Source organism: Streptomyces sp. NPDC003016 (assembly GCF_053591455.1).
This window is the reverse complement of sequence record NZ_JBSFTV010000003.1, coordinates 75712-100399: the sequence shown is the minus strand read 5'-3', so window position 1 is coordinate 100399 and position 24688 is coordinate 75712. Positions and strand designations below refer to the sequence as shown.

18 protein-coding genes and 3 tRNA genes are annotated in these 24688 nt (G+C 70.3%); 5 read left to right on the top strand and 16 right to left on the bottom strand.

What is annotated here, in order from left to right; all coding sequences use genetic code 11:
* Positions 1-24 precede the first annotated feature (24 nt).
* Positions 25-1938: a DNA primase gene (gene dnaG, locus ACWDZ4_RS03320; protein WP_451506757.1), complete on the top strand. Its 1914-nt coding sequence runs from the start codon at positions 25-27 to the stop codon at positions 1936-1938.
* Between the two features lie 96 nt (positions 1939-2034).
* Complete coding sequence (locus ACWDZ4_RS03315; protein WP_451506756.1) at positions 2035-3354, top strand: RNA polymerase sigma factor; 1320 nt, start codon at positions 2035-2037, stop codon at positions 3352-3354.
* A 115-nt stretch (positions 3355-3469) separates the two neighbouring features.
* On the opposite strand, the gene ACWDZ4_RS03310 is transcribed toward ACWDZ4_RS03315, so the two are convergent.
* The 5 genes from ACWDZ4_RS03310 to ACWDZ4_RS03290 all read right to left on the bottom strand — a co-directional run bounded on the left by ACWDZ4_RS03310 (position 3470) and on the right by ACWDZ4_RS03290 (position 9296).
* A complete protein-coding gene (locus ACWDZ4_RS03310) occupies positions 3470-3727 on the bottom strand; it encodes a hypothetical protein (RefSeq protein ID WP_451506755.1) in 258 nt (85 codons plus the stop codon).
* Between the two features lie 6 nt (positions 3728-3733).
* Positions 3734-5677, bottom strand: coding sequence for an ABC transporter ATP-binding protein (locus ACWDZ4_RS03305; RefSeq protein ID WP_451506754.1), 1944 nt, complete (start codon positions 5675-5677; stop codon positions 3734-3736).
* Positions 5674-7407, bottom strand: a complete 1734-nt coding sequence (locus tag ACWDZ4_RS03300) for an ABC transporter ATP-binding protein (protein WP_451506753.1) — start codon at positions 7405-7407, stop codon at positions 5674-5676. The genes ACWDZ4_RS03305 and ACWDZ4_RS03300 overlap by 4 nt, the downstream gene beginning before the upstream one ends.
* A 98-nt stretch (positions 7408-7505) precedes the next feature.
* Positions 7506-8942, bottom strand: a complete 1437-nt coding sequence (locus tag ACWDZ4_RS03295) for an FGGY family carbohydrate kinase (RefSeq protein ID WP_451506752.1) — start codon at positions 8940-8942, stop codon at positions 7506-7508.
* Positions 8943-8996: 54 nt separating this feature from the next.
* Positions 8997-9296: a YtxH domain-containing protein gene (locus tag ACWDZ4_RS03290; protein WP_451506751.1), complete on the bottom strand. Its 300-nt coding sequence runs from the start codon at positions 9294-9296 to the stop codon at positions 8997-8999.
* 214 nt (positions 9297-9510) lie between these two features.
* Here ACWDZ4_RS03290 and ACWDZ4_RS03285 point away from each other — a divergent pair.
* The 3 genes from ACWDZ4_RS03285 (at position 9511) to ACWDZ4_RS03275 (ending at position 9905) form a co-directional block, all read left to right on the top strand.
* A tRNA-Asn gene (locus ACWDZ4_RS03285) sits at positions 9511-9583 on the top strand.
* A gap of 5 nt (positions 9584-9588) precedes the next feature.
* A tRNA-Asn gene (locus ACWDZ4_RS03280) sits at positions 9589-9661 on the top strand.
* Positions 9662-9828: 167 nt separating this feature from the next.
* A tRNA-Ile gene (locus tag ACWDZ4_RS03275) sits at positions 9829-9905 on the top strand.
* 552 nt (positions 9906-10457) lie between these two features.
* On the opposite strand, the gene ACWDZ4_RS03270 is transcribed toward ACWDZ4_RS03275, so the two are convergent.
* The 11 genes from ACWDZ4_RS03270 to ACWDZ4_RS03220 all read right to left on the bottom strand — a co-directional run bounded on the left by ACWDZ4_RS03270 (position 10458) and on the right by ACWDZ4_RS03220 (position 24654).
* Entirely contained in the window at positions 10458-11246 is a 789-nt protein-coding gene (locus ACWDZ4_RS03270; protein ID WP_451506750.1) for an urease accessory protein UreD, read from the bottom strand.
* A gap of 119 nt (positions 11247-11365) precedes the next feature.
* A complete protein-coding gene (ureG, locus tag ACWDZ4_RS03265; protein ID WP_451506749.1) occupies positions 11366-12061 on the bottom strand; it encodes an urease accessory protein UreG in 696 nt (231 codons plus the stop codon).
* A 26-nt stretch (positions 12062-12087) separates the two neighbouring features.
* The gene (locus ACWDZ4_RS03260; protein ID WP_451506748.1) at positions 12088-12762 is read right to left on the bottom strand and encodes an urease accessory protein UreF; all 675 of its coding nucleotides are present in this window, start codon (positions 12760-12762) and stop codon (positions 12088-12090) included.
* Positions 12763-12863: 101 nt separating this feature from the next.
* Positions 12864-14873, bottom strand: a complete 2010-nt coding sequence (gene ureC / locus ACWDZ4_RS03255) for an urease subunit alpha (RefSeq protein ID WP_451506747.1) — start codon at positions 14871-14873, stop codon at positions 12864-12866.
* The gene (locus ACWDZ4_RS03250; protein WP_451506746.1) at positions 14870-15655 is read right to left on the bottom strand and encodes an urease subunit gamma; all 786 of its coding nucleotides are present in this window, start codon (positions 15653-15655) and stop codon (positions 14870-14872) included. Before ACWDZ4_RS03250 ends, ureC begins: the two co-directional genes overlap by 4 nt.
* Before the next feature lie 146 nt (positions 15656-15801).
* Positions 15802-16173 (bottom strand): type II toxin-antitoxin system HicB family antitoxin, encoded by a 372-nt coding sequence (locus ACWDZ4_RS03245; RefSeq protein ID WP_451506745.1) that lies wholly within the window; start codon positions 16171-16173, stop codon positions 15802-15804.
* 240 nt (positions 16174-16413) lie between these two features.
* The gene (locus ACWDZ4_RS03240) at positions 16414-17829 is read right to left on the bottom strand and encodes a DUF6177 family protein (protein ID WP_451506744.1); all 1416 of its coding nucleotides are present in this window, start codon (positions 17827-17829) and stop codon (positions 16414-16416) included.
* Positions 17826-21824 (bottom strand): type VII secretion protein EccCa, encoded by a 3999-nt coding sequence (eccCa, locus tag ACWDZ4_RS03235; RefSeq protein WP_451506743.1) that lies wholly within the window; start codon positions 21822-21824, stop codon positions 17826-17828. Before eccCa ends, ACWDZ4_RS03240 begins: the two co-directional genes overlap by 4 nt.
* Positions 21821-22744, bottom strand: a complete 924-nt coding sequence (locus ACWDZ4_RS03230; RefSeq protein ID WP_451506742.1) for a nucleotide-binding protein — start codon at positions 22742-22744, stop codon at positions 21821-21823. Before ACWDZ4_RS03230 ends, eccCa begins: the two co-directional genes overlap by 4 nt.
* Positions 22745-23003: 259 nt before the next feature.
* A complete protein-coding gene (gene eccD / locus ACWDZ4_RS03225) occupies positions 23004-24368 on the bottom strand; it encodes a type VII secretion integral membrane protein EccD (protein WP_451506741.1) in 1365 nt (454 codons plus the stop codon).
* Positions 24369-24381: 13 nt separating this feature from the next.
* Positions 24382-24654 carry a hypothetical protein gene (locus ACWDZ4_RS03220; protein WP_451506740.1) on the bottom strand — a complete coding sequence of 91 codons (273 nt, stop codon included), beginning with the start codon at positions 24652-24654 and terminating at the stop codon, positions 24382-24384.
* Between the last annotated feature and the right edge of the window lie 34 nt (positions 24655-24688).

The window sequence follows — 24688 nt, the reverse complement described above, 5'->3', positions numbered from 1 at the left end:
CGAGCGCCGCCGTACACTTCACGCGTGGCAGGCAGGATCAACGATGACGACGTGAAGGCGGTCCGGGACGCGGTCCCGATCGACGCCGTTGTTTCCGAGTATCTCCAGCTCCGCAACGCCGGCGGCGGCAATCTGAAGGGCCTGTGCCCCTTCCACGACGAGAAGTCCCCGTCCTTCCAGGTCAGCCCGAGCAAGGGTCTCTTCCACTGCTTCGGCTGCCAGGAGGGCGGCGACACGATCGCCTTCGTGATGAAGATCGACCACCTCTCCTTCTCCGAGACGGTCGAGCGCCTCGCCGCCCTGGCGGGCATCACCCTGCGGTACGAGGAAGGCGGCTACAACCCCACGCACCAGCGCGGCGAGCGCGTCCGCCTGGTCGAGGCGCACAAGGCCGCCGCGCAGTTCTACGCCGAACAGCTCGACTCCGCCGAGGCGGAGATCGGCCGCACGTTCCTGGCCGAGCGCGGCTTCGACCAGGACGCCGCCCAGCACTTCGGCGTCGGCTACAGCCCGGCCGGCTGGGACCACCTCACCCGCTACCTGCGCGGCAAGGGCTTCTCCGACAAGGAGCTGACCCTCTCCGGTCTCTCCCAGGAGGGCCGTCGCGGCCCCATCGACCGCTTCCGCGGCCGCCTGATGTGGCCGATCCGCGACATCACGGGCGAGGTCGTCGGCTTCGGCGCGCGCAAGCTGCGCGACGACGACAACGGCCCGAAGTACCTGAACACCCCCGAGACGGCGATCTACAAGAAGTCCCAGGTCCTGTACGGCATCGACCTGGCCAAGAAGGAGATCGCCAAGACCAGCAGGGCGGTCGTCGTCGAGGGGTACACCGACGTCATGGCCTGCCACCTGGCCGGCGTCACCACCGCGATCGCCACCTGCGGCACGTCGTTCGGCGGCGACCACATCAAGATCCTCCGCCGGCTGCTCATGGACCACGCCTCGGCCGAGGTCGTCTTCACCTTCGACGGCGACGCGGCCGGCCAGAAGGCGGCGCTGCGCGCGTTCGAGGACGACCAGAAGTTCGCCGCCGAGACGTCCATCGCGATCACGCCCGGCGGCATGGACCCCTGCGACCTGCGGCTCGCCAAGGGCGACGAGGCGGTGGCGTCCCTGGTCGAGACGCGCACACCGCTCTTCGAGTTCGCCATCCGCCACGTCGTGTCCCGGCACAACCTGGAGACCCCGGCCGGGCGGGCCGCCGCGCTCGACGAGGCCGCGCCGATCGTCGCCAACATCAAGAACATCGCGATCCAGCACGAGTCCGCGGTCCAGCTCGCGGGCATCCTCGGCATCCTCGACACCCAGTTCGTGGTCAAGCGCGTCGCGCAGCTCGCCCGCTGGGCGCGCGACCGGGGCGGCCGTGGCCCCGCCGCGCCCCAGGACCGCCGGGCCGCGCCCTCGTACGACATGGGCCCCTCCGGTCCCCCCGGCCCGTCCGGTCCCGCGCTGAACCTGCGCAGCCCCGCGCACCGCACCGAGCGCGAGCTGCTGAAGCTCGCCCTCCAGCGCCCCGAGCTGGTCTCCCCGGCGTTCGACGCGTACGGGGCGGACGAGTTCACCGCCCCGCCGTACGCCGCCGTACGCCAGGTCATCGAGGAGGCGGGCGGCGCGGAACAGGGCGCACAGGACACCTCCGACTACCTGGCGAGGGTCCGCGAGACCGCCCCCAACGACACGGTGCGCGCGCTGGTCACGGAGCTCGCCGTCGAGCCGATCATGCGCAAGACCGTCGACGAGATCTACGCCGGAGAGCAGCTGATCCGGGTCCGCCTGCGCGCGGTCGACCGCCGCATCCTGGACGTCCAGGGCACCCTGGCCCGCCTCGGCGGCCCGCACGCCGACCCCGAGCAGCTCGCCGCCGTCCAGAACGAGCTGTGGGTCCTCCAGCAGTACGCCCAGTCCCTGCGCAACCACGGCGCGGCCGCGCTCTGACAGCTCCGGCCCTCCGGTGACGGACCGGGCCCGGACCCAGAAAGTCACCGCACGCCCCTCGTGGCGGTGATGTGTCGTACCCCACACTGGGTGGCGGTGCCTGAGTCCTCGGAGCGCGGCCGGCCCACGCCGAGTGGGCCTCACACACCTGCGGATCCGCTCATCGTGTACGGGACGGACGGCGGCCCGGTCGCCGCTCCCGTCCCGCTGCCGCACACCCCCGAACCGGCAGCGATCACCTGGAGGTCGCCCCCCGTGCAGGCCCAGACCCAGAGCCAGGCCCAGAGCCAGCCCCAGCCGTCGACCGACGTCATCACCGCGCTCCCCTCGCAGAGCCGGGGCGAATTCCATCCCGAAGCCGAGCCCGCAGAGCCCGCAGAGCCCGCCGAGCCCGCCGAGCCCATAGAGCCCGTGGACGCCGAACTCCTCGTCGAGGACCCGGTGGACGCCCCCGGAACACCGGAGGCGTCCGAGCGGCGGCGCGACGCCCGCGCCGACAGCGGGGGCCCGTCCTCCGACCTCTTCCGGCAGTACCTGCGCGAAATCGGCCGCATCCCGCTGCTCACCGCGGCCGAGGAGGTGGACCTGGCCCGCAAGGTCGAAGCCGGGCTCTTCGCCGAGGAGAGGCTCCGCAGCGTCTCCGACCCGGACTCCCGGCTCGCCGTCGACCTCGACAGGCTCGTGGTCATGGGCCGGACGGCCAAACGCCGCCTGATCGAGGCGAACCTGCGCCTCGTCGTGTCCGTCGCCAAGCGCTACGTCGGCCGCGGCCTGACCATGCTCGACCTGGTCCAGGAGGGCAACCTCGGCCTGATCCGCGCCGTCGAGAAGTTCGACTACGCCCGCGGCTACAAGTTCTCGACGTACGCGACCTGGTGGATCCGCCAGGCCATGTCCCGCGCGCTGGCCGACCAGGCCCGCACCATCCGCGTCCCGGTCCATGTCGTCGAGCTGATCAACCGCGTCGTCCGCGTCCAGCGCAGGATGCTCCAGGAACGCGGCTACGAGCCCACCCCGCAGGAGGTCGCCGCCCACCTCGAACTCACCCCGGAACGGGTCGGCGAAGTCCTGCGCCTCGCCCAGGAACCGGTGTCGCTGCACACACCGGTGGGCGAGGAGGACGAGGTGGCGCTCGGCGACCTCATCGAGGACGGCGACGCCGCGTCCCCCGTCGAATCGGCCGCCTTCCTCCTCCTGCGCGAGCATCTGGACGCCGTGCTCTCCACGCTCGGCGAGCGCGAGCGCAAGGTCGTCCAGCTCCGGTACGGCCTGGCCGACGGCAGGCCCCGCACCCTGGAGGAGATCGGACGCCTCTTCGGCGTGACGCGCGAACGCATCCGCCAGATCGAGTCCAAGACTCTCAGCAAGCTCCGCGACCACGCCTTCGCCGACCAGCTCCGCGGCTACCTGGACTGACCGCCGACCCGCCCGGGCAGCGCGGCGACGGCACACCACGACGGCGCACGAAGACGGCACACGACGGCGCCCGGCCACCGGGCCGGGCGCCGCCCGCACAACCCGGGTCAGGGGGTCAGACGCCGTCCACGGGGCCGCCCCCGCCGGCCCGGACCCCCTCGGCGGCGTCCTTCCCGGCCTTCCGGCGCGCATCGACCGCGGCGCCGACCCCCACGCCGATGCCCATGCCGCACGCCAGCCCGGTCGCCAGGTTGTCGAGCAGCAGCCCGGCGGCGATGCCGATCGACATCCCGAGCGACATCCCGACCGCGAGGCCGGACGTGTCACTGCGCGCGCTCCGGTCCGCGCTCTTCTTCTCCGGGCTCTCCACCATGGTCAGTCAGTCCACTTCTGCCACCGCCTGAGCGAACTGCGCCGCGTACAGACGCGCGTACGCGCCCTCCGCCGCCAACAGCTCGTCATGCGTCCCCTGTTCGACGATCGAGCCATTCTCCATCACCAGGATCACATCGGCGTCCCGGACCGTGGAGAGCCGGTGCGCGATCACGAAGCTCGTACGGCCGTGGGCCAGCCGTGCCATCGCCTTCTGGATCAGCACCTCCGTCCGGGTGTCGACCGAGCTCGTCGCCTCGTCGAGGACCAGGATCACCGGATCGGACAGGAACGCCCGCGCGATCGTGATGAGCTGCTTCTCGCCCGCGCTGACCCCCGACCCCTCGTCGTCGATCACCGTGTCGTACCCGTCCGGCAGCGTCCGTACGAACCGGTCCGCATGGGCGGCCCGCGCCGCCTCCTCGATCTCCTCGCGCGTGACGCTCCGCGAAGGCGGCGCCCCGTACGCGATGTTGTCGGCGATCGTCCCGCCGAACAGCCAGGTGTCCTGGAGGACCATCCCGATGCCCGACCGCAGGTCCTCGCGCGTCATCTTCGCGATGTCGGCGCCGTCGAGGGTGATCCGGCCGCCCGTCACCTCGTAGAACCGCATCAACAGGTTCACCAGCGTCGTCTTGCCCGCGCCCGTCGGCCCGACGATCGCGACCGTCTGCCCCGGCTCGACCGCGAGCGACAGGTTCTCGATGAGCGGCTTGTCCGGCTCGTACTGGAAAGACACCTTGTCCAGCGCGACCCGGCCCTCCGGGGCCGACGGCAGCTCCGCCCGCTCCGCGCCCGCCGCGTCGGGCTCCTGCTCGTCCGCGTCGAGCAGTCCGAAGACCCGCTCGGCCGAGGCGACGCCCGACTGCACCAGGTTCGCCATCGAGGCGACCTGCGTCAGCGGCATCGAGAACTGCCGCGAGTACTGGATGAACGCCTGCACGTCGCCGATCGACAGCGTGCCGGACGCGACCCGCAGTCCGCCCACCACCGCCACCAGCACGTAGTTCAGATTGCTCACGAAGAACATCAGCGGCTGCATGATCCCGCTGTTGAACTGCGCCTTGAACCCGGCCTCGTACAGCGCGTCGTTCTGCTCCCGGAACGCCTCCGCCGACTCCTCCTGCCGCCCGAAGACCTTCACCAGCGCATGACCGGTGTACATCTCCTCGATGTGCGCGTTGAGCTTGCCCGTGGTCTTCCACTGCTGCACGAACTGCGGCTGCGACCGCTTGCCGACCTTCGCCGCCACCACCACCGACAGCGGCACGGTCACCAGCGCGACCAGCGCCAGCAGCGGCGACATCCAGAACATGATCGCCAGCACACCCACGATGGTCAGCAGGGAGTTGACGAGCTGGCCCATCGTCTGCGCCATGGTCTGCGAGATGTTGTCGATGTCGTTCGTCGCCCGGCTCAGCACCTCACCGCGCTTCTGCCGGTCGAAGTAGCCCAGCGGCAGCCGCGACAGTTTCGCCTGCACGTCCGCGCGCATCCGGAACACGGTCCGGTTGATGACCCGGATCGACAGCCGCGACGACACCAGCATCAGCAGCCCCGCGCCCACGTACACCGCGAGCACCAGCAGCAGTACGTCGCCGACCGCCCCGAAGTCGATGCCCCGCCCGGGGACGAAGTCCACCCCGGAGAGCATGTCCGCGAGCCCGCCGTCGCCCTTCTCCCGCAGGTTCTCGACGACCTGTCCTTTACTGCCGCCGTCCGCCGTCTGCCGGCCGATGATCCCCGCGAAGACCAGGTCGGTCGCCCGCCCCAGGATCTTCGGTCCGATCACCGAGAGCGCGACGCTCAGCACGCCCGCCGCCAGCATCCACCACAACGTGACCCGTTCGGGAGCGAACTGCCGCAGCAGCCGCTTCCCCGAGCCCTTGAAATCCATCGACCGCTCGGTCGGCGCGCCGCCGGCCATCATGCGTCCACCGGGCCCGCTCATGCCGCCTCAGCCTCCGTCAGCTGGGAGAGCACGATCTCCCGGTACGTCGCGTTGCTCTCCATCAGCTCGTGATGGCGTCCCGTGCCGACCACCCTGCCCTCGTCCAGGACCACGATCCGGTCGGCGTCACGGATGGTCGACACCCGCTGGGCGACGATCACCACCGTCGCCTCGGCCGTCTCCCGCGCCAGCGCGGTCCGCAGCGCCACATCGGTCGTGTAGTCCAGAGCCGAGAAGGAATCGTCGAACAGATAGATCTCCGGCCGCCGCACCAGCGTCCGCGCGATCGCGAGCCGCTGCCGCTGCCCGCCCGACACGTTCCTACCGCCCTGCGCGATCGGCGCGTTCAGCCCGCCGTCGAGCCGCTCCACGAACTCCCGCGCCTGCGCCACCTCCAGCGCGTGCCACAGCTCCTCGTCCGTCGCCTCCGGCTTCCCGTACCGCAGATTCGTCGCGACCGTCCCGGAGAACAGATACGGCTTCTGCGGAACCAGCGAGACGGTCCTCGCCATCAGCGCCGGATCGAGTGTCCGTACGTCGACCCCGTCCACCAGCACCTCCCCGGCCGTCGCGTCGAACAGCCGCGGTACGAGCCCGAGCAGCGTCGACTTCCCGCTGCCCGTCGACCCGATGATCGCCGTCGTCTCGCCCGGACCGGCCACCAGGCCGATGTCCCTGATCACCGGTTCCTCCGCGCCCGGATAGCGGAACTCCGCGCCCCGCAGCTCCAGTTGCCCGTGGCGTCGCAGTTCCCGTACCGGACTGGCCGGCGGTACGACGCTCGACGCCGTGTCCAGGACCTCCTCGATGCGCTCGGCGCACACCTCGGCGCGCGGCACCATCATGAACATGAAGGTGGCCATCATCACGGCCATCACGATCTGCATCAGGTACGCGAGGAACGCCGTCAGCGCCCCGATCTCCATGCCGCCGCTGTCGATCCGGTGCGCGCCGAACCAGACCACCGCGATGCTGGAGACGTTCACGACCGTCATCACGATGGGGAACATCAGCGCCATCAGCCGCCCCGAGGACAGCGACACGTCCGTCAGCGCGGTGTTCGCCTCCCGGAAGCGGCCCTTCTCGTACTCGTCCCGCACGAAAGCCCTGATCACGCGGTTGCCGGTGATCTGCTCGCGCAGCACCTGGTTGACCGTGTCGAGCCGCTCCTGCATCGCGCGGAACAGCGGCCGCATGCGCCGCACGATCAGGCTCACGGCGATCCCGAGCACGGGCACGACCGCGAGCAGCACACCCGACAGCGGCACGTCCTGGCCGAGCGCCATGACGATGCCGCCCACGCACATGATCGGCGCCGACACCATCAGCGTGAACGCCATCAGCACCAGCGTCTGGACCTGCTGGACGTCGTTGGTCGTACGCGTGATCAGCGAGGGCGCCCCGAAGTGCCCGACCTCACGGGCCGAGAAGCTCTGCACCCGCTCGAAGACGGCCGCCCGCACGTCCCGTCCGAGCGCCGACGCGGTCTTCGCGCCGTAGTGGACGGCGCCGATGTTGCAGACCACCTGGAGGAGGCTGACGGCGATCATGACGGCGCCGAACTCCAGGATGTAACCGGTGTCCCCGGTCACGACACCGTTGTCAATGATGTCCGCGTTGAGGGTGGGCAGGTAGAGGGTGGCGGAAGTCTGCAGCAGTTGCAGCACCACCAGCAGGGCGACGGGTTTCTTGTACGGGCCCAGACGGGCCCGCAGGAGTCTTATGAGCACACGAAATCTCTCGGAGTCGGCAAGGGAGGGGATCACCCCATCCTCCGACACCCGGCGCCGGTATTTCCAAGGGATTACCCCATCGCCGGGTCAAGACTTCAGGCCCCGAACGCTCCGGGATGGATCTGGTCCCGCGTCGCACCGTACTGCTGACGCACCGCCTGCCCCACCGCCACCTCGTCGCCCGGCTCCAGCACCTGCGCCGCCGCGCCCTGCCAGGCCGGCGGGGTGTGCGGGGCCAGCGTGCCCTGCGCCACCCCGAGCGCCCACGCCGCCTGCCGGGCCGCGCCCAGCGCCGCGTACTCCGCGGGCTGCGGCACGACCACCTGCGTACCGAAGATCGCGGGCGCCGCCGCCTGCACGGCGGGCAGCTCGGCGGCGGCCCCCAGCAGGAAGACCCGCCGCACCTCCACGCCCCGTCCCCGCAGCACGTCCATGGCGTCGGCCAGCGAGCACAGCATGCCCTCGAAGGCCGCCCGCGCCAGGTGCTCGGGCTTCATCGACTCGCGCCGCAGCCCGCTCAAGGTCCCGGCGGTGTGCGGAAGTTGCGGCGCACGCTCACCCTCCAGGTACGGCAGCAGGACGAGCCCGTACGATCCGGGCGACGAGGTGAGCGCCAGCTCCGAAAGCCCCTCCAGGTCCGTCCCCAGCAGCTCGGCCGTGCCCCGCAGCGCCCGTACGGCATTGAGCGTGTGCACGACCGGCAGGTGCATCCCGGTGGCGTCCGCGAACGACGTGATGAGCCCGCTCGGGTCGACCAGCGCCTCGTGGTGCACGGCCATCACCGAACCGGAGGCCCCCAGGGACACCACGGCGTCCCCGACCCCGACACCGAGCCCGAAGGCCGCGGCCATCGTCTCGCCGGTCCCCGCGGAGATCAGCAGCCCCTCGGGCGTGGTCCCCGCGGCGTCGGAGGGACCGAGCACCTCGGGCAGCGCGGCCTGGTGCCCCAGCGCCAGCTCGACCAGGTCGGGCCGGTACATGCCGGTGGCGGCCGACCAGTAACCGGTGCCCGAGGCCGCGCCCCGGTCGGTGGTCCTGCGGGCGGGCCGCCCGAGCAGCTGCCACACCAGCCAGTCGTGCGGCTGCATCACCGCGGCGGTCTGCCGCGCGGACTCCGGCTCGTTGCGCGCCAGCCAGCGCAGTTTCGCCAGCGGCTGCGGAGCCTGCGGCACGGACCCGACGGCCTCGGCCCAGGCCTGGCGTCCGCCGAGCGCGTCGACCAGATCGGCGGCCGCCACCTGGGCCCGCTTGTCGTTGCCGAGCAGCGCCGGACGGACCGACGTGCCGTGGGCGTCGAGCGGGATCATGCCGTGCTGCTGCGCCGATACACCGATGGCCTGCACGCCCTCGAGCAGCCCGCCGGACGCGGCCTCGCCCAGTGACAACAGCCACACCTGTGGATCGGCCTCGGTGGACTTCGCCTCCACGGGGTGGGGGGCGTAACCCTGCCGCAGCACGGCACCCGTATCCGCGTCGCACACGACGATGCGCGTAGAACCAGACGAACTGTCCAAGCCGGCGACTATCCCCATGCACAAGATTCTGCCGCATGCGGGACCGGGGCCGTGCCGCGCCCGGCCCCGGGGCTAGGTGTTCGTCGTACCCCAGTCGTCCTCGCCGCTCTGGCCCCGCTCGCGCAGCGACCGCACCCGCTCGGACACGGAGCCGGGCACCCGGTCCCCGACCTTGTCGCTGACCGTGTGGAGCGCCTTGCCCGCGATGTCGCGGCCGTTCTGGGCGGCGGACTCGGCGGCGTTGCGCACGGCGGGGTTCTGGGCGACCTGGCGTGCGGACTTCTTCAACTGCTCGTAGCGCTCACGGCCGGCTCGGGTCCCGAACACGTACCCGATGGCCAGTCCGGCGATGAATGTGAGCCGGTAGCGCATGGCTGTCACCCTTCTCTTGCGTCGGCGGTCCCCTGGTGCCGTGGGAGTTCCGGACCGCGGGGGCTGTGCTGGGCGCCTACCCGGAGACGCCGGTGATCACCCCGGGAGATACCGATTGGCGGAGCACCCCCCTGCTTGCGCTAATGTATGTGTCGCAGCGAGCACACGCCCCCCGGGACGCCATCCGGTGGGTACGTTCGATGCAACGCAGCAATCCCCTGTAGCTCAATTGGCAGAGCAGCCGGCTGTTAACCGGCAGGTTACTGGTTCGAGTCCAGTCGGGGGAGCGCGATCCCCTGTAGCTCAATTGGCAGAGCATTCGGCTGTTAACCGGAGGGTTACTGGTTCGAGTCCAGTCGGGGGAGCGGCAAGGAGAAGGGCCCCTCTGGGGTCCTTTTTCATGTCTCCTGCAACCGCGCAGGCGGCAGCGATGTCCTCATGGGCATGCGTAGCCGACCACCCGGGGCAGGAGATCGTATGAGCGGCTATGCTGCGGCAGACGGCGCGCACAAATGTGCGCGACGCGCCGTTAGGGGCGGTAGCTCAGCCGGTTAGAGCAGCGGACTCATAATCCGTCGGCCGTGGGTTCGAGTCCCACCCGCCCCACCAGTTTTACCCTGCGGAAACGTTCTGACCTGCGGAAACGTGGATTTCACGGCTGTTTTCCGTGCGGTACTAGCCGCGCACCGTGCGGTACTGACCCGCTGTCGCACGGTGACAGTGCACTTCAGGTGCGTCTGACCTGGCTTTTTGTGGCGATCGCTGGAGAAGGCGTCGTGGAGTGCTCCCACGGCTCCTTTGCCTGGTCGGCGAGACGTTCCTGGTCGCCCCGCGCCTTCACGGCCCGGTCGAGATACCTGTGTGGATTTCGCCGCCCCAGAGAGTCAGCGGCGTGATTACTCGAATCCGAATGCCGCTCGGCTCCACGCCGGCACGGGGAGCTCAGGCCGCTCGTCCTTCCAGCACGGAGCCTGGGTGTCGGCGTACATCTCAAAGTGCACACGCGGGTACAACCGCGCGCGTACCCGCCTGTGCAGATTGACCTGTACGCCGGCACCTGGCTCTCGTGGACATTTCCGGCTGTGCCGAAGCTGACCCACCACCGCAGGCTCTGACGGCACCGACCGGGACCTGTCGCCCGGGGCAGGTCCCGGGTCCCCGCTACATGTTCTGGATGTGTCCGAGGGCTGTGTCCATGAGTTCGCCCACGTGGTGGAGAGTGTGGGCGGTGGCGGTGGCCAGGTAGGCGGGGTGCCGGGCGAGTGGGGTGAGAACGGCCTGGCCCTGCTCGGGATCGTCGCCGATGAGGGTCGGCGGGTGGTCGGTGGTGAGGCGGGGGTCCACGACGAGGAGTTGGCCGGTGGCACGGTACCCGCCCAGTACGGCGGGGCCGTCCCATGACGGTGCCGTCCCGCCGTAGGTCGTCTGTTGGTCGATGAGGGGACGGCCGCCCCGGTTCACGGTCAGGCGGGTGGTGAGGCGGCCGGGAGGCTCGGGGATGCGGCCGAGGAGTTGTTCTTCGCGCAGGATGACGGCGGCAGTGGGTGCGAGGTCGACGGTGCAGGTCTGGTGAAGCGTGCTGCCCCTGGCGCTGATGAGGGGTTTCGGTAGCCACGTCAGCATGGCGTGGTCGGCGACGGTGAGACGGACGTCGTAGGTGGCGAGGGCGCCGGTGGCGCCGGGCAGCGCGATCGTGGCGGCTGCCGTGGACACCTCCAGCTTGGCGTGTTCCTCGGCGGTGATGTCGAGGGCGAGTCGGTCTCCGCCGAGTGGGGCGCACATGGAGCTGATCACGCTGACGCGGGCCCACTCGCCGTGGGACTGTGTCTGGTGCAGGTGGAAGGGGCCGCTGTTGCGCAGGCGCGGGACGGTGGTGATGGAGCCGTTGTGGGCGGCCCTGATGAAGGCGGTGGCCCGGACCCCGGAGAGTGCGGGGTCCGTTGTGTGCACCCACTCGACGGCGGGCGCCTCGTTTGTCCGCCCGCTGTCCCTCTCGCTTCCTTCGGTGACCGGCGCCGGCGTGGAGTGTTCCGCCGTGGGCGCCGGGCGCGTACGTGGTGCAGCGGCTGTCATACGGCGGCCTCGGCACGCCACGCGGACAGGCAGCCGTTGACCCAGTCGGCGACCGGCTGGATGCCGTCGTCCGAGGCCAGGCTGGTGAACGCGACGGGGAGGTCGCCGCGCTGCTTGTTGGCGTCGGCGGCCATGGTGTCCAGGTCCGCGCCGACGTAGGGGGCGAGGTCGGTCTTGTTGATGACGAGGAGGTCGGCGGTGGTGATGCCGGGGCCGCCCTTGCGGGGGATGTCGTCACCGCTGGAGACGTCGATGACGAACACCTGGTGGTCGACGAGGCCCTTGGAGAAGGTGGCGGTGAGGTTGTCACCGCCGGACTCGATGAGGATCAGGTCCAGGGCGGGCAGGGTCTCCTCCAGCTGTTCGACGGCTTCGAGGTTGGCGGAGATGTCGTCGCGGATCGCGGTGTGCGGGCAGGCGCCGGTCTCGACGGCGGTGATGCGCTCGGGCGGCAGTACGGCTTCGCGGAGCAGGAACTCGGCGTCCTCGCGGGTGTAGATGTCGTTGGTGACGACCGCGATGGACAGCCGGTCGCGCAGGGCGCGGCACAGTGCGGCGACGGTGGCGGTCTTGCCGGATCCGACGGGCCCGCCGAGGCCGATGCGCAGGGCGCGGCGGCCGCCGTCGGGGCGCAGTGCCTCGGCGCTGGGGGTGTGGTGGTGCGGCAGGGTCGTGGCGTGGTCGAGGTGCATGGCGTTCTCCGAACGGATGTGGGAAATCAGGAGGCGAAGAGCCGCATGGGCCAGGCGGCGTGCTGTTCGCCGGTGATGTCAAGGAGCGGCGAGGACGCGGCGGGCAGGACTTTGACACCGTCGGTGGCGAGCCGCGCTGCCGCCTCGGCGGCGGTGCGCGCGACATCGTCGAGTTCGCCGGCGAGCCGGGCGAGCAGGGCGGTCGCGTCGAACGGGTTGAGGCTCAGCAGCCGTACCGCCGCCGTTGCCGGGCCGCCGATGCTCTCGTACGCGGCGCACTGGGCGGCATCGAGCGGGGTCAGGCCGGCGGCGCGGGCGGCGACGCCCAGGACCACGGGCTGGTGAGCGCCTTGGGGCAGGTGGTGGGCGATCTGGTCGAGCTCGGGGCAGGGCCAGGCGGCCCGGGCGGCACGCAGCATCTGCCGGCCGAGCTTGCGGGCGACCTGCCGCAGTGCTGGTACGGGGGTGCGTGCGTCGGCGGCCTCGTCCAGCGCCATCGGGTCGTATCCGGTGGCGGCCGCCGCGGCGAGGCCGGCCGCGGTCAGCCCGGCGGTGTGCAGGCGGCCCCGGCAGAACGCCGCCAGGCTTGAGGCGTCGTGGACACCGTGCGAGGCGACCGCGGCCTCTACACCGCCGGAGTGGGCGTGCCCGCCGGCGGGGAAGCGGCCGTCGGCCAGGACGAGCAGGGCGGCGTGGCTCATGGGAGCGGTGGCCTGCCTTTCGCAGGTACGGAATTCAAGAGGAGGGGCTTCCCCGGGGCAGCGGGCCCGGCGGCGATGTGCCGCCGGGCCCGACGCCGGACTCAGAAGAGGAAGTACCGCTGTGCCATGGGGAGTTCGGACTCGTAGAGCTCTTTGCTGGGCGTCTTGCCCGGTTCGAACATCTGCTTGTCCTGCGGGTTCGTCGGGTCCCCCGGGTAGTTTTCCAGCACGGTGGGGGTATCCATGGTCGAGCCTCTGCCCGCGCCCGGGGGCGTGCCCGGGGGCTCTTTCGGGGGCACGTTCGGGGCCGTGAGCGAGCCGATGGTGACGTTGAAGGCATCGCCGCCGATCTGGATCTCCGGCGACTCGGAGTTGAGCTTCATGTGGCTCTTGGCAATGCCGCGGGTGGAGGTGATCTTCTTCATCCCCTTGGTCAGCCCGTACTCCTTCTTGATGTCGACGGCATCGTCGTGGTCCACCACGAAGTTGAAGGAGTTGCCTCCCGGGGCCCGGCCGCATGCCCCCCACACCGGGCGGGGCAGGTACGGCTGCGGTGTCGGGATCGACGCGTTGGCGTCACCGAGCTGCGCGTAGGCGATCTGTCCACCCTTGATGATCATGTGCGGCTTGACGCCGAAGAACTTCGGCTCCCACAGCACCAGGTCCGCCACCTTGTGGGGCTCGACGGAACCGACGTGCCCGTCGATGCCATGGGCGAGGGCCGGGTTGATCGTGTACTTGGCGATATAGCGCCTGACGCGGAAGTTGTCCGAGTCCTGGTCGTCCGCCGGTTCCTGGCAGCCGGCCTCCGGCTGGAGAGGACCGCGGCGGGCCTTCATGACGTGCGCGGTCTGCCAGGTCCGCATGATCATCTCCCCGATACGCCCCATGGCCTGCGAGTCGGAGGACATCATCGAGATGGCGCCGGTGTCGTGGAGCCAGTCCTCGGCGGCCATGGTGGAGGGCCGGATGCGCGAGTCGGCGTATGCCCTGTCCGCGGGGACTTTGAGGTTGAGGTGATGGCAGATCACCATCATGTACATGTGCTCAGCGACGGTGTTCTTCGTCAGGGGCCGGGTCGGATTGGTCGACGCGGGCAGCACGCTTTCGTAGCCCTTGCCCGCCAGCTTCATGATGTCCGGTGCGTGGCCGCCGCCGGCGCCTTCGACATGGAAGACGTGAATGCCTCGCGGCAAGCCGGTGGTGCGGTCCTTGGTGGCGTTGAAGGTGTCCTCGACGAACCCGGACTCGTTCATCGAGTCGGCGTGCAGGGCGACCTGGGCGCCCCCGTAGGTCGCGCAGACCTCCAGCGCCTTGTCGATGGCCCCGGGGGTGGCCCCCCAGTCCTCGTGGATCTTGAGGCCGATGGCGCCGGCGAGGATCTGGTCCTTCAGCGCATCCTCGTTCACCGTGCCGCCCTTGCCGAACAGCCCGATGTTGACCGGATAGGCGTCCAGTGCCTCGAACGTCCGCCGGATGTGCCATTCGCCGGGTGTCATGGTGGTGGCCCTGCTGCCTTCCGCGGGGCCGGTGCCGCCGCCGATGAGCGTGGTCACACCCGACGCGAGTGCCTCGTGGATCTGTCCGGGGCCCAGGAAATGTACATGGGTGTCGATGCCGCCCGCGGTCAGGATCCGCCCGTTGCCGGAGATCACCTCGGTCTCCGGCCCCACCACGAAGTTCGAGGCACGCGTGTTGGTTGGATCCTGGTCCATCGGGGACATCGTTTCCGGGTTGTACGCCTGGCCGATGGCCTGGATGAGCCCGTCCCGCAGGCCGACATCTGCCTTCACCACACCCCAGTGATCAATGATCAAAGCACCGGTGATCACCGTGTCCACCGGCTTGTGTGTGGTGTCGCGCCTCGGAAAGTGCGACATGCCCATCGACTCACGGATGACTTTGCCGCCGCCGAAAAGCATCTCGTCGCCGCTGCGGCCGTCGCCGCCGCACCAGTCCTGATCGATCTTGACGATGAGGTTGGTGTCGGCGAGCCTGATCCGGTCACCGGCCGTCGGACCGTACAACGTGGCGTAGTTGGTCCGATTCAGCGACGCTGGAGGGGTTGGTGAAGCTGCGCTGCTCGGAGCCTGCTGGGAAATATTGCTCATCGGGACACATCCGGATCAAGCAGGGACCCAGCCGGAGCACTTGAGGACTTACCCGCTCGAAGGCCCTTGACCAACTGTGCTCCCTGGATGGGCACCACCCGTACCGGACGCACGTCACTGGGATCGATCCGCTCGGACGTACCGGCTGGAATGTGCAGCCGCTTCCCCCTCACGTTCGCCTCTTGGGTGCACTTCTGATCAACAAAGAAGCGGAGTTTCTCGTTGACGTCGGCCAAGTGGAAGTGGGAGCCGATCTGGATGGGACGGTCCGCGGTGTTCTTCACCCACAGGGCTGCCATCGGCAGGGGCTTGCCTTGCTGGTCCGTGTTGTACACCACCGCGTACTGATCGTCGTCCGAGAGAAGCTCCTGCTTGCCCGGGTAGTCCGTCATGGGCGGCTCGGCCTTGAGCGGCTCCGGGATGGTCACCAGCTTCGTCCCGTCCTTGAACGTCGCCTCGACCTGCACATCGACGATCATCTCCCGGACGCCCGGCATGATGTTGAGGGTCGGACTGCCCGTCGGGGCCGGCAAGGTGACGTTGGTGCCGAGCTTGGTGAGGCGGTCTTGGAGCTGCTGCGCCACATCGCTCAGATTGGTGTCCATGAGCTCGGCGACCGTCTTCTTGTCGTGCCGGGCCGCTTCGAGGACGTAGGCCGAGAACAGCGCCATGACTTCCGGGTAGTTCAGTGGAAGATCGGGATCCTCAACGAGGCGTCGCTCGACCAGATCCGCCGTGACACGGATCATGAGCCGCTCCTGCTCATGCAAGGTCAGATGCACGCGGTGTCTCCTTCCTGTGGTTCGACGTGACATGCGGCGCAAACGCACGAGGAGAACCGCTGCGGACACCGCACCCTGGCCCAACGACCGAGACAGGAAGAGAAACGGAGTCATCACATCCGTTCATGCCATCGGGTGAACCGTGATCAAGGGATTGATCCGGTGCCGCCTCCGCTGGGTTGACATGGAGGTGACTTCGCGGCTCGACTCGGGGCGCCGGGCATGCGACCGGCCTCGGCCTGCGTCAGCCCGAGGCCGACGAGTGTCTTTGCTGCTCGTGTCATCGCTACGCGGCGGCGCCTCTCCGCCTCTTGTGCGGCAGCGTCGGCCTCTTCGGCCTCCCGCGCGACCTCGAACATCGCCGGGCCAGCCGCGACGAGGCCGACGGTGTAGGCAGCCGGATCGTCCTCGATATCCAGAACGAGACTGACCGGATCCCGCGCGTTCTCGTGGGACTCGGTCCAGGTGAGGCCCTGCGTGACGTTCTGCCTTCCTTCCGGAAGGCCGTCGATGCTCATGACCCAAAAGCGTCCCTGACGTTCTGCTGTTGCCTCGTGCGTGGCCATTCAGCGCCCCCTTTTCGCTCAGTTCGATGTTGTGGGGACGGTTGGACCGGAGGCCCTGGAGCAGATGGGTCGGGATGCCACTGCGGAGAAGTCGCCCCGGAGCAGGTGGCCGCAGGCGTCGATCCTGAGGACGTAATGGCGCGGCGCAGGCGCTGTCGACGGGCCGGCCACCGGATACCAGGGCTCTGTCCTTCAGCCGGATCTGGGCTGCGCCTTCTTCAGGTGCTGGGTGAGCCGCTGGAGCGTGGTCCACGCGTGGGCGCTGGTCCCATCTCCGAGCGGGTAGTGGAGGGCGGGGTGCGTAGCGGGGCCGAGCAGGATGGCGTGCAAGTCCAGGGGTGGCCGACGGGCGTGGCTCAGCCCGATGTCGTGGACGACGTCGGTGCCGAGTGTGAAGGAGAGGGGGACTGGGGGCGCCTCGAAATGCGGGGGGACGGTGAGGTCCCGGCGTGCGGGACGGAGCGAGGCGAGCATGGACGTCAGGTTGTGGTCGGTGGCCAGTGTCCCGGCGAGGGCTTCGATGGTGTCGAGGGGTGGGATCTCGCCGGTGTCGTAGCCCAGCGTGAGAGTGATGTCCTCTTCGACGCCTGCTGTGGTGCGGGTGATGTGCACAGTCGCGATGGCGGGGCGGTCGGGGTGGCCGATGGCGACGAGCCAGGTGGGCTGGGGGGCGCGGTTGCGGGCGAGGTCGGTCAGCTGCCGTGTGGACCAGGGGAGGTTGACGGGTTCTGCGGTGCTCCAGCCGGCGGGCGGGGCGCTGGTGAGGTGTCGCCAGGCTGTCTCCAGGGCGCGGCCGAGCTGGAGGTCGGTGTCCGGAGCGTGCTGGGTGCGGATGGAGAGGATCAGCTGGCGTTCGCCGGTGGCGGGGGCCTGGGTGAAGGCCGGTGCGACGGCAGTGGCACCCGACTCGGCGCGGGTGGGGGCGAAGGTGCCGTCCTGCCAGCGCAGCACGGCGCCGGACAGGCCGTCGTAGTAACCGCAGTCGGCGTCCTGTACGACCCACCGGTTGGGGTGGCCGTGGAGTGCGGTGCGGGTGGGGAGGGTGAGACGAGTTGTGCGGGGTGTGACGATCTGCAGGGCCCGGTCGCTGGTGATGGCCGTGCGCAGGGCGTCGGAGAGCCAGCTGGTCATGGCTACGACGGGGCGGTCCTGGATGACGACCGCGGCCTGCTGGGTGAGGACGTCGATGCCCAGGGGCTCGGTATCGGGGGCCGGGACGAGGTCAGAGGTGAGAGGAACGACGTCGGTGGTCACCGGGCCTGCGGGCCAGGTGGTGCCGCCCAGTACGGAGACGAGGCGGCCGGCGAAGGACCGGGCGAGGGGCTCGGCCTCGGGGACGGCGGTGGATGCCCGGGCTTCGGTCCACCACAGAGGGCTGTCCGCCACGTCGGCGCCGGTGCCGAGGAGGCGTCTGGTTTCGCCCGGGACCTGGAGGAGGATCGGGGCTTCGATGGAGACCAGTGGGCGTCCGCCCGGCGCGCAGAGCTGGACGACGGCTCCGTCGGCGGTGGTGTCGACACCCACGTCCGGGCCTCCGGCGTACAGGCCCGCGAGGAGGGTGCGGATGTCGGGCATCTTCGGGGTGAGGGCGATGACGTCCTTGGTCACGGGAGCTCTGTTTCTTCTGCCTCGGGTGCGAGGGCGGTCTGGATGAGCTGGTGGGGGCGACCGCGGCGGACCAGTGTGCCCCGGCCCGGCGGCTGGGCGGATGCGTACAGGCCGGGGAAGAGCTGGCCCTCGGTGCGGTCGCCGGTCATGACCAGGGCGGCGGTGCCGCTCTCGCGCAGAGTGGTCAGGAACGGCTCGTACAGCGCACGCGACGATCCGGCGACGCGGCGGGCGACGACGAAGTGCAGACCGATGTCCTGTGCGGACGACACGTACGGCAGGAACGGGGCGAGGGGCTGCTGGCCCGCTGTGGTGAGGACGTCGTAGTCGTCGACGAGGATGACGATGCGCGGGCCGGTGAAGGCCGGGCCGTCGGGGAGGGTGTCGTGGTCGACGTTCTCGTCGGGGAGGCGCTTTTCCAGCTCGGTGGCGATTCCGGAGGCGAGCCCGGCGCTGATCCTGGCGTTGTGGGCGTAACCGCCGCGGTAGGGCTCGGGGACGGTGCCGCGCAGTCCGCGGCGTGGGTCGAAGACGGCGAAGACCAGTTCGTCGTCGCTGTAGCGGTCGACAAACCGCTGAGCGATCAGCTTGAGCAGGTTGGTCTTGCCGCATGCGTTGTCGCCGAGGATCAGCAGGTGCTGGTCGTGTTCGAACAGGTCGAGGAGTACGGGGGCGAGGGTGTCCTGGTCGACGCCGATCGGGATCCGCTTCGGCTCTGCGGCTACGGAGGGCAGCCGCGCTGCGGGCAGCCGGGTGGGCAGTACCCGTACGGGAGAGGCGAGGTCGCCGTGCCAGGTGGTGCGTATCGTCCGGGCCGCGTCTTCCAGGGCCGGTCCGAGGTCGCCGGTGGCGGGGACGGAGTCGGTACGGGGCAGGGCGGCCTGGGCGAAGAGTTTGCCGTCGGTGAGGACGCGGCCGGGGGTGTCGGGGCCCAGGGTCTCGGAGAGCTTGCGGTCGATGGCGGAGTCGGACGGGTCGTTGAGGCGCAGTTCGAGCTGGGTGCCGAACATCGACTGGGTGGCGATGCGTACGTCGTTCCAGCGCAGCATGCCCGCCACGATGTGGATGCCGTAGCCGCTGCCCCGCTTGAGGAGGTCGGCGACGGTGTCGTCGAGGTGCGCGAACTCGTCGCGCAGCGCGCCGAACCCGTCGATGAGCAGCACGATGTCGGTGGCGCCGAGCTCGGACAGCCGGCCCTGGCCGCGCAGGTGGCGGAGCTGGTCGAGGGAGTCGATGCCGTGTTCGCGGAATACGTCCTCGCGGGTGGCGAGCATGGCACGCACCTCGGCGACGGTGCGCGCCGCGCGCTCGTGGTCGGCCCGTCCGGCGATACCGCCCACATGCGGCAGCCCGGCCAGGACTGAGAGGCCGCCGCCCACCAGGTCCAGTCCGTACAGGGCGACTTCGCTCGGGGTGTGGGTCAGAGCGAGGGAGAGCGCGAGGGTGCGCAGCAGGGTGGTCTTGCCGGACTGGGGGCCGCCGATGACCGCCACGTGGCCGCCGGACACGGTGAGGTCCAGCGTCCACGGGCCTTGCCATTGCCGGGCGGGGTCGTCGAGCAGTCCAAGTGGCACCCGCATCGTGCCTGGGGGGTGGGCGAGGTGCATGCCGCGCTCGGAGACCTGGAGGGGTCCTGCTGCCGCGTCGAGGGTGAGGGCGCCGGGCAGCGGGGGCAGCCATACGCGGCGTACGGGTTCGGCAGCGGTGCGCAGCTGGTCGACCATCGTGGACATCACGGTGGGGCCGGTTTCCCGCTCCCGCATCGCCGGCTCGGCTCCGGCGTCCGGCACCCCTTCGTCGGCAGGGGCGTTGAAGGTGGGGTACGGCAGGGCGAGCGGTCTGTTGTCGACGGCCTCGGCCAGGGCCGGACCGCGGTAGGCGCCGGAGACGTACCCCGCCTTGAACCGTTCGTACGTCGATGTGTCGACCTTCAGGTAGCCGAAACCCGGCAGCGGCGGCAGATGGAAGGCGTCGGTGGTGTCCAGCACCGTACGCGACTCGTCGGCAGAGAAGGTACGCAGACCGAGCCGGTACGAGAGGTACGTGTCCAGGCCCTTGAGCTTGCCTCCTTCGATGCGCTGGCTGGACAGCAGCAGATGCACACCGATGGAGCGGCCGATGCGGCCGATGGACAGGAACAGGTCGATGAAGTCCGGCTTGGCGGTGAGCAGCTCACCGAATTCGTCGATGACGACGAAGAGGTGCGGGAGCGGGTCCAGGTCCGGGCGCTTGGCGCGCAGCGCCGCGTAGTGCCCGATGTCCGCCACGTTGCCCGCGTCCTTCAGTACCTGCTGGCGGCGCCTTACCTCGCCCGCGAGGCTGGTGTGGACGCGCTCGACGAGCCCGGCCTGGTTCTCCAGATTCGTGATCACCCCGGCCACGTGCGGCAGCTCGGCGAACGGGGCGAAGGTCGCGCCGCCCTTGTAGTCGACCAGGACCATCGCCAGATCCTCCGGCGGATGGGAGGCCACCAGGGCGAGGACGAGGGTCCGCAGCAGTTCGCTCTTGCCGGAGCCGGTGGCGCCCACGCACAGACCGTGCGGGCCCATGCCCAGCTCGGAGGACTCCTTGAGGTCCAGCAGCACCGGCTCGTGCCGGTCGTTCACGCCGATGGGCACGCGCAGGAACGCGCGCTCGCCGCGCGGCGTCCAGAGCCGGTCGATGTCCAGGGCCGCGGGATCGTCGATCCCCAGCAGTGCGGGGAAGTCGACGGGTCCCGACACCGGGGTGCCCTCGGCCACCGACTCGGCGGACAGCCGCAGCGGAGCCAGCATGCGTGCGAGCCCTTCGGCTCCCGCGACGCTGACGGCATCCGAGGTGCCGGAGGCAGCCGGGGCCTCGGAGGCCCGCAGGTCCTCGATCACGACCTGGTCGCCGTCGACCGTGATGCGCACGGTCACCTGATCCGGCTCGTGCACCTGCTGCTCCAGCAGGTGCAGCACGGTGACGCCCATGTCAGCCAGGGACACAGCCGCGTCGGGGCGCGGCAGTTCGGCAGCGTTCTCCCCGTATTCGTCACTGACCACCAGCAGCCGACTGGTGAGCTTCAGCGCGTTCCTGTCGGACAGGCCGCGCCGCACCTCGGCGGCGTACGAGGCCCGCCGCCGCAGATCGGCGGCGATCAGCCGGGCCAGTCGCGGCAGGCTGGGGGCGATCCGGCGTGCCGAGACCGGCCCGTCGCTCTCCTGTGGATCCAGTACGTGGGGCAGCCACTTGGCCCAGTCCCAAGCCGCCACGTGCCCACCGGGCACGCCGAGCGCGATCGCCACGTCGTCGGGTGCGTGCGTGACCGCCGTCTGGATCAACAGGCCCCGCGCGACCCGCAGTACACCCTCGCGGTCCCCGACGATGCTGATGTTCCCGGCCCGGTCCAGCGGCGCCGTCAACGGGGATTCGGTCGCTGTGGCGAACCGGGCCACCAGCGCCCGGGCCTCGTTGAGCATGAACGGGTCGGGGGGCGTCAGCACGCCTCCGGCGCTGTTCTGGCCGATGGACAACTGCTGTGTCGGTACGTCCCCGGTACCGACACGTACCCGCAGGAAGTCCGGATCCGTACGGCGGCGCTCCCACAACCGCGCCGGGTCCTGCGCGAGGTCGTACAACGCCTGCGGCGGCGGACTGAGCAGCCTCGCCGCCCGGCGGCGCTCCCGCATCACCGTCCCCAGCTCTTCGCGCAACTCCTCCAGATACTCCAGATACCGTTCGCGCTGGGCGCGCCGGGTGCGCTGCGCCTTGCCCCGCTGGGACAGGAACAGTCCCACCGCGCCCATCAGCGCGATCACCAGCACCACAGCCCCCAGCCCCGCGAACTGGCTGGAACGGACCACGGTCATCATCACGACCGAACCCATCACGCCGGCCATCGGCAACAGTGCGGTCGCGGCGCTTCCCGTCTTGCCCTCGGGCAGGTTCGGGGGCGGCTCGATGGTGCGGGGCTGCGCCGGGGTGAGCGGCCTGGTGGAGCGCGCCGGGCGGTGGACCAACCGCAGCGTCATCGCGCTTTCACCGCCTGCTCCATCGCCTCGGCGGCCAGCGAAGTGGCGGCCTGCCGGGTGGTCTGACCGAGCAACGCGGTCTGGATGGGGCCTCCTTGGGCCAGATGACGGTCATAGGGGAGAGCCACCACCGTGACTCCCGTCTCCCGCAGGTGCGCGGTGGCCGCCTTGAGATCGAGTGTCATGTCGGGGGAGCTCGCGGTGAGCGCGACCACGGTGGTGGCGAGCGCCGAGTGCGGCAACTGCGCCAGCCAGTCCAGCACCAGGCGGGTACCACCCACGCCCTCCGCCGTCATCGGGGCGACCACGACCCTCGCGTGCGCGGTATCCATCGCGGTACGTGCCACCTCGCCCGGCAGGGTCTCGCAGTCCACCACCGTCACGGCGAAGTACCGCCGCAGCGCGAGCGACACCGTCCGGTACGTCGGCATGTCCAGCGGTGCCCCGATCCGCCCCTGGCTCGCGGGCAGCAGCCAGCCGCCATCCGTCACCGGCACGAGATAGCCGGTGACATCGGTCAACAGCATGGAGGGGGTGAGAAGGTGGGCGAGCTCCCTGCACGACCACCGCACCGACTTCGCGCCGAGCCGGACCGGAAGGGTACCGAGGGCCGCGTCGGCCTCCAGCGCGAGGACCGGGTCGTGCCGGTAGTGGTTGAACGTCCGGGCCAGCAGGGCAGCCACCGTGGTCTTTCCCACCCCGCCCCGGATCGAGGTGACCGCGATCACCCGCCCAGTGGTCACCGGCTGCTGCAGCGCCCGTGCGAGACGTGTCTCCTCGGACACCTCCTGCGCAGCCGACGCGGTGAGCTTGTGGAGCGAGCGGCCGGTACGCCGGGTGATCGAATCCCCGTGGCGCGGACGCCCCATGGCGTGGGCCAGCCGGGGATCGACGGTCGGCAGCGACTCCGGCGTGACCATGGGGAGCCGTGGATCCCGCACCGCCCGGACGGCGGGCTGCTGCGAAGCCTGCCCCGGCTGAGGGACCGGGTCCGCAGGCCGGGCGGGGAGGTCGCCATGTGGCCCTATGGGCTCTGAGGCAGGGGGCGGGGGCGGGGGCGCGGCCGACGGGCCGGGCGCCGGCCGGTCAGGTGCGGGAGGCGCGTCGGCCGCGGTGTCCTGTCGCCCCACATCGCGCAGCACATCGCGCTGCCAGTCCCCCTGAGTCATAGCCGGATCCCTATGCGAATGTGCCGAGCAGACGCCCGTACACACCGAACACGCCGAGCACCAAAGGGAACAGAGCGATCACGCCGACCGACTCCAGCGCATCGCCGAACCGACGCAGCCGTATCCGGACATGTTCAGCCGGCTGAACCGACAGCACCGCCAGCGGAACCACGGCGAGCACCACAAGGACGGCCAGAGGCGCGACCGTGCCGGAACGCTCGAGCCACACCCAGGCCAGACGCACGGTCACCGCCGCCGCGGCTGACAGCAGGGCCACGACCTCGGCGATCAGCGGGAAAGCCCGCGCCCGCAGAGCCAGCACGACGGCGACGACCACGGCGAGCGGAACGGTCCACACCGTCGGCGCCCGCAGCACCAAGATTCCGGCCGCAGCCGCAGAGACCGCCATGGCGACCGAGGCGAGCGCCAGCCCACGATGGGTGGCCGCCAGCGCGGTCGACACCTCGTACCGGCTCACCGACACCCCGCCCGAGCGGCGGTCGTCGAGCCCGGACAGCCCCGAAGACATGAGCGCCAGCCGAGGCAGCAGCCCGAGCACCACCACCGACACGACCACCAGCAACGCACCCGCACGCGCCTGGCCCACAGCGGTACCGGCGCCCGACTGCAGCGCGACAGCGGCCTCCCAGCATGCCGTCGCCCCAGCCACGGCCCCGGCACCGACCAGTCCGCCCCGGCCCAACGGCGAAACCCGGCCGAGCAGCAGTAGCGACACGACCACGGCCGCCGCCGCACCAGCCAGACGCATTGCGCCGGACCAGTCGTGCGCGTCCGCCAGCGTCCAGGCCCCCAGCACACCGAGAGCCCCGCCCATGACGGTGAGTGCGGTCGCCAGGCCGCGCCGACCGGACTTCCCGAACAGGACGCCCAACAGCGCCGCCACCGCAGCGACGGCCGACAGCGCACCGCCCACCGCCGACAGCCCGAACTCAACCCGGGCCAGTACACCGGCCGCCAGCGCCCAGCCGACGGCCGCGAGCCCCGCCACCTTCCGCCGGGCCGAGGGCCGCCACCGCCACGCCCGTACATCCACATCGTCGGCGGCCTCATCGGTGACGTCATGCACCACCGGCGCCGACGGGGAGTCCTCCACCCGCACCAGCCGCAACACCGCGCCGTCCGGCACGCCCGCCGACTCCAGCGTGCTGTCGTGCGCCAGCGCCGAACCGTCCGCAGTGACGAGCTGCCGCAGCATCGGCCGCGCCGACACCTGATCGTCCAGCAGCCGCATCACTTCGGGCAGCAGCAAGCCGACCGGCTCCTGCGACGGGAGTACGAGATCAACACGCCGCCGCTCGCCGACCAGAGTGACCCGGCTCAACGCCGTACGGCTCGTAGCCCCCGCAGATATCACGCGTTCGAACCTATCATCGAGAAGAAGGTGCCACCGGGGTCGTAGCCGGCTGTTGAACCGAGGGCCCGTACGGGCTTTTCCCGATGAGCCGGTGAGAGATGAACGACCAGCCTACGCAACCTGCGCACAAAATGGCCGCGATCACGATCCCGGCAAGTGCCTTCCCCAGACGTTCATCCACCGACCGTCGCTGCCGCTGAGCGCCGAACAACAAGGCATCCCGCAGCCGCCGACGCCGCACCGACACCGACTCCAGCAATTGACTGTCGTAATCCTGCGGTGCCATGGCTACCAACGTTCCGTTCTGCTTGTTCGCCTCT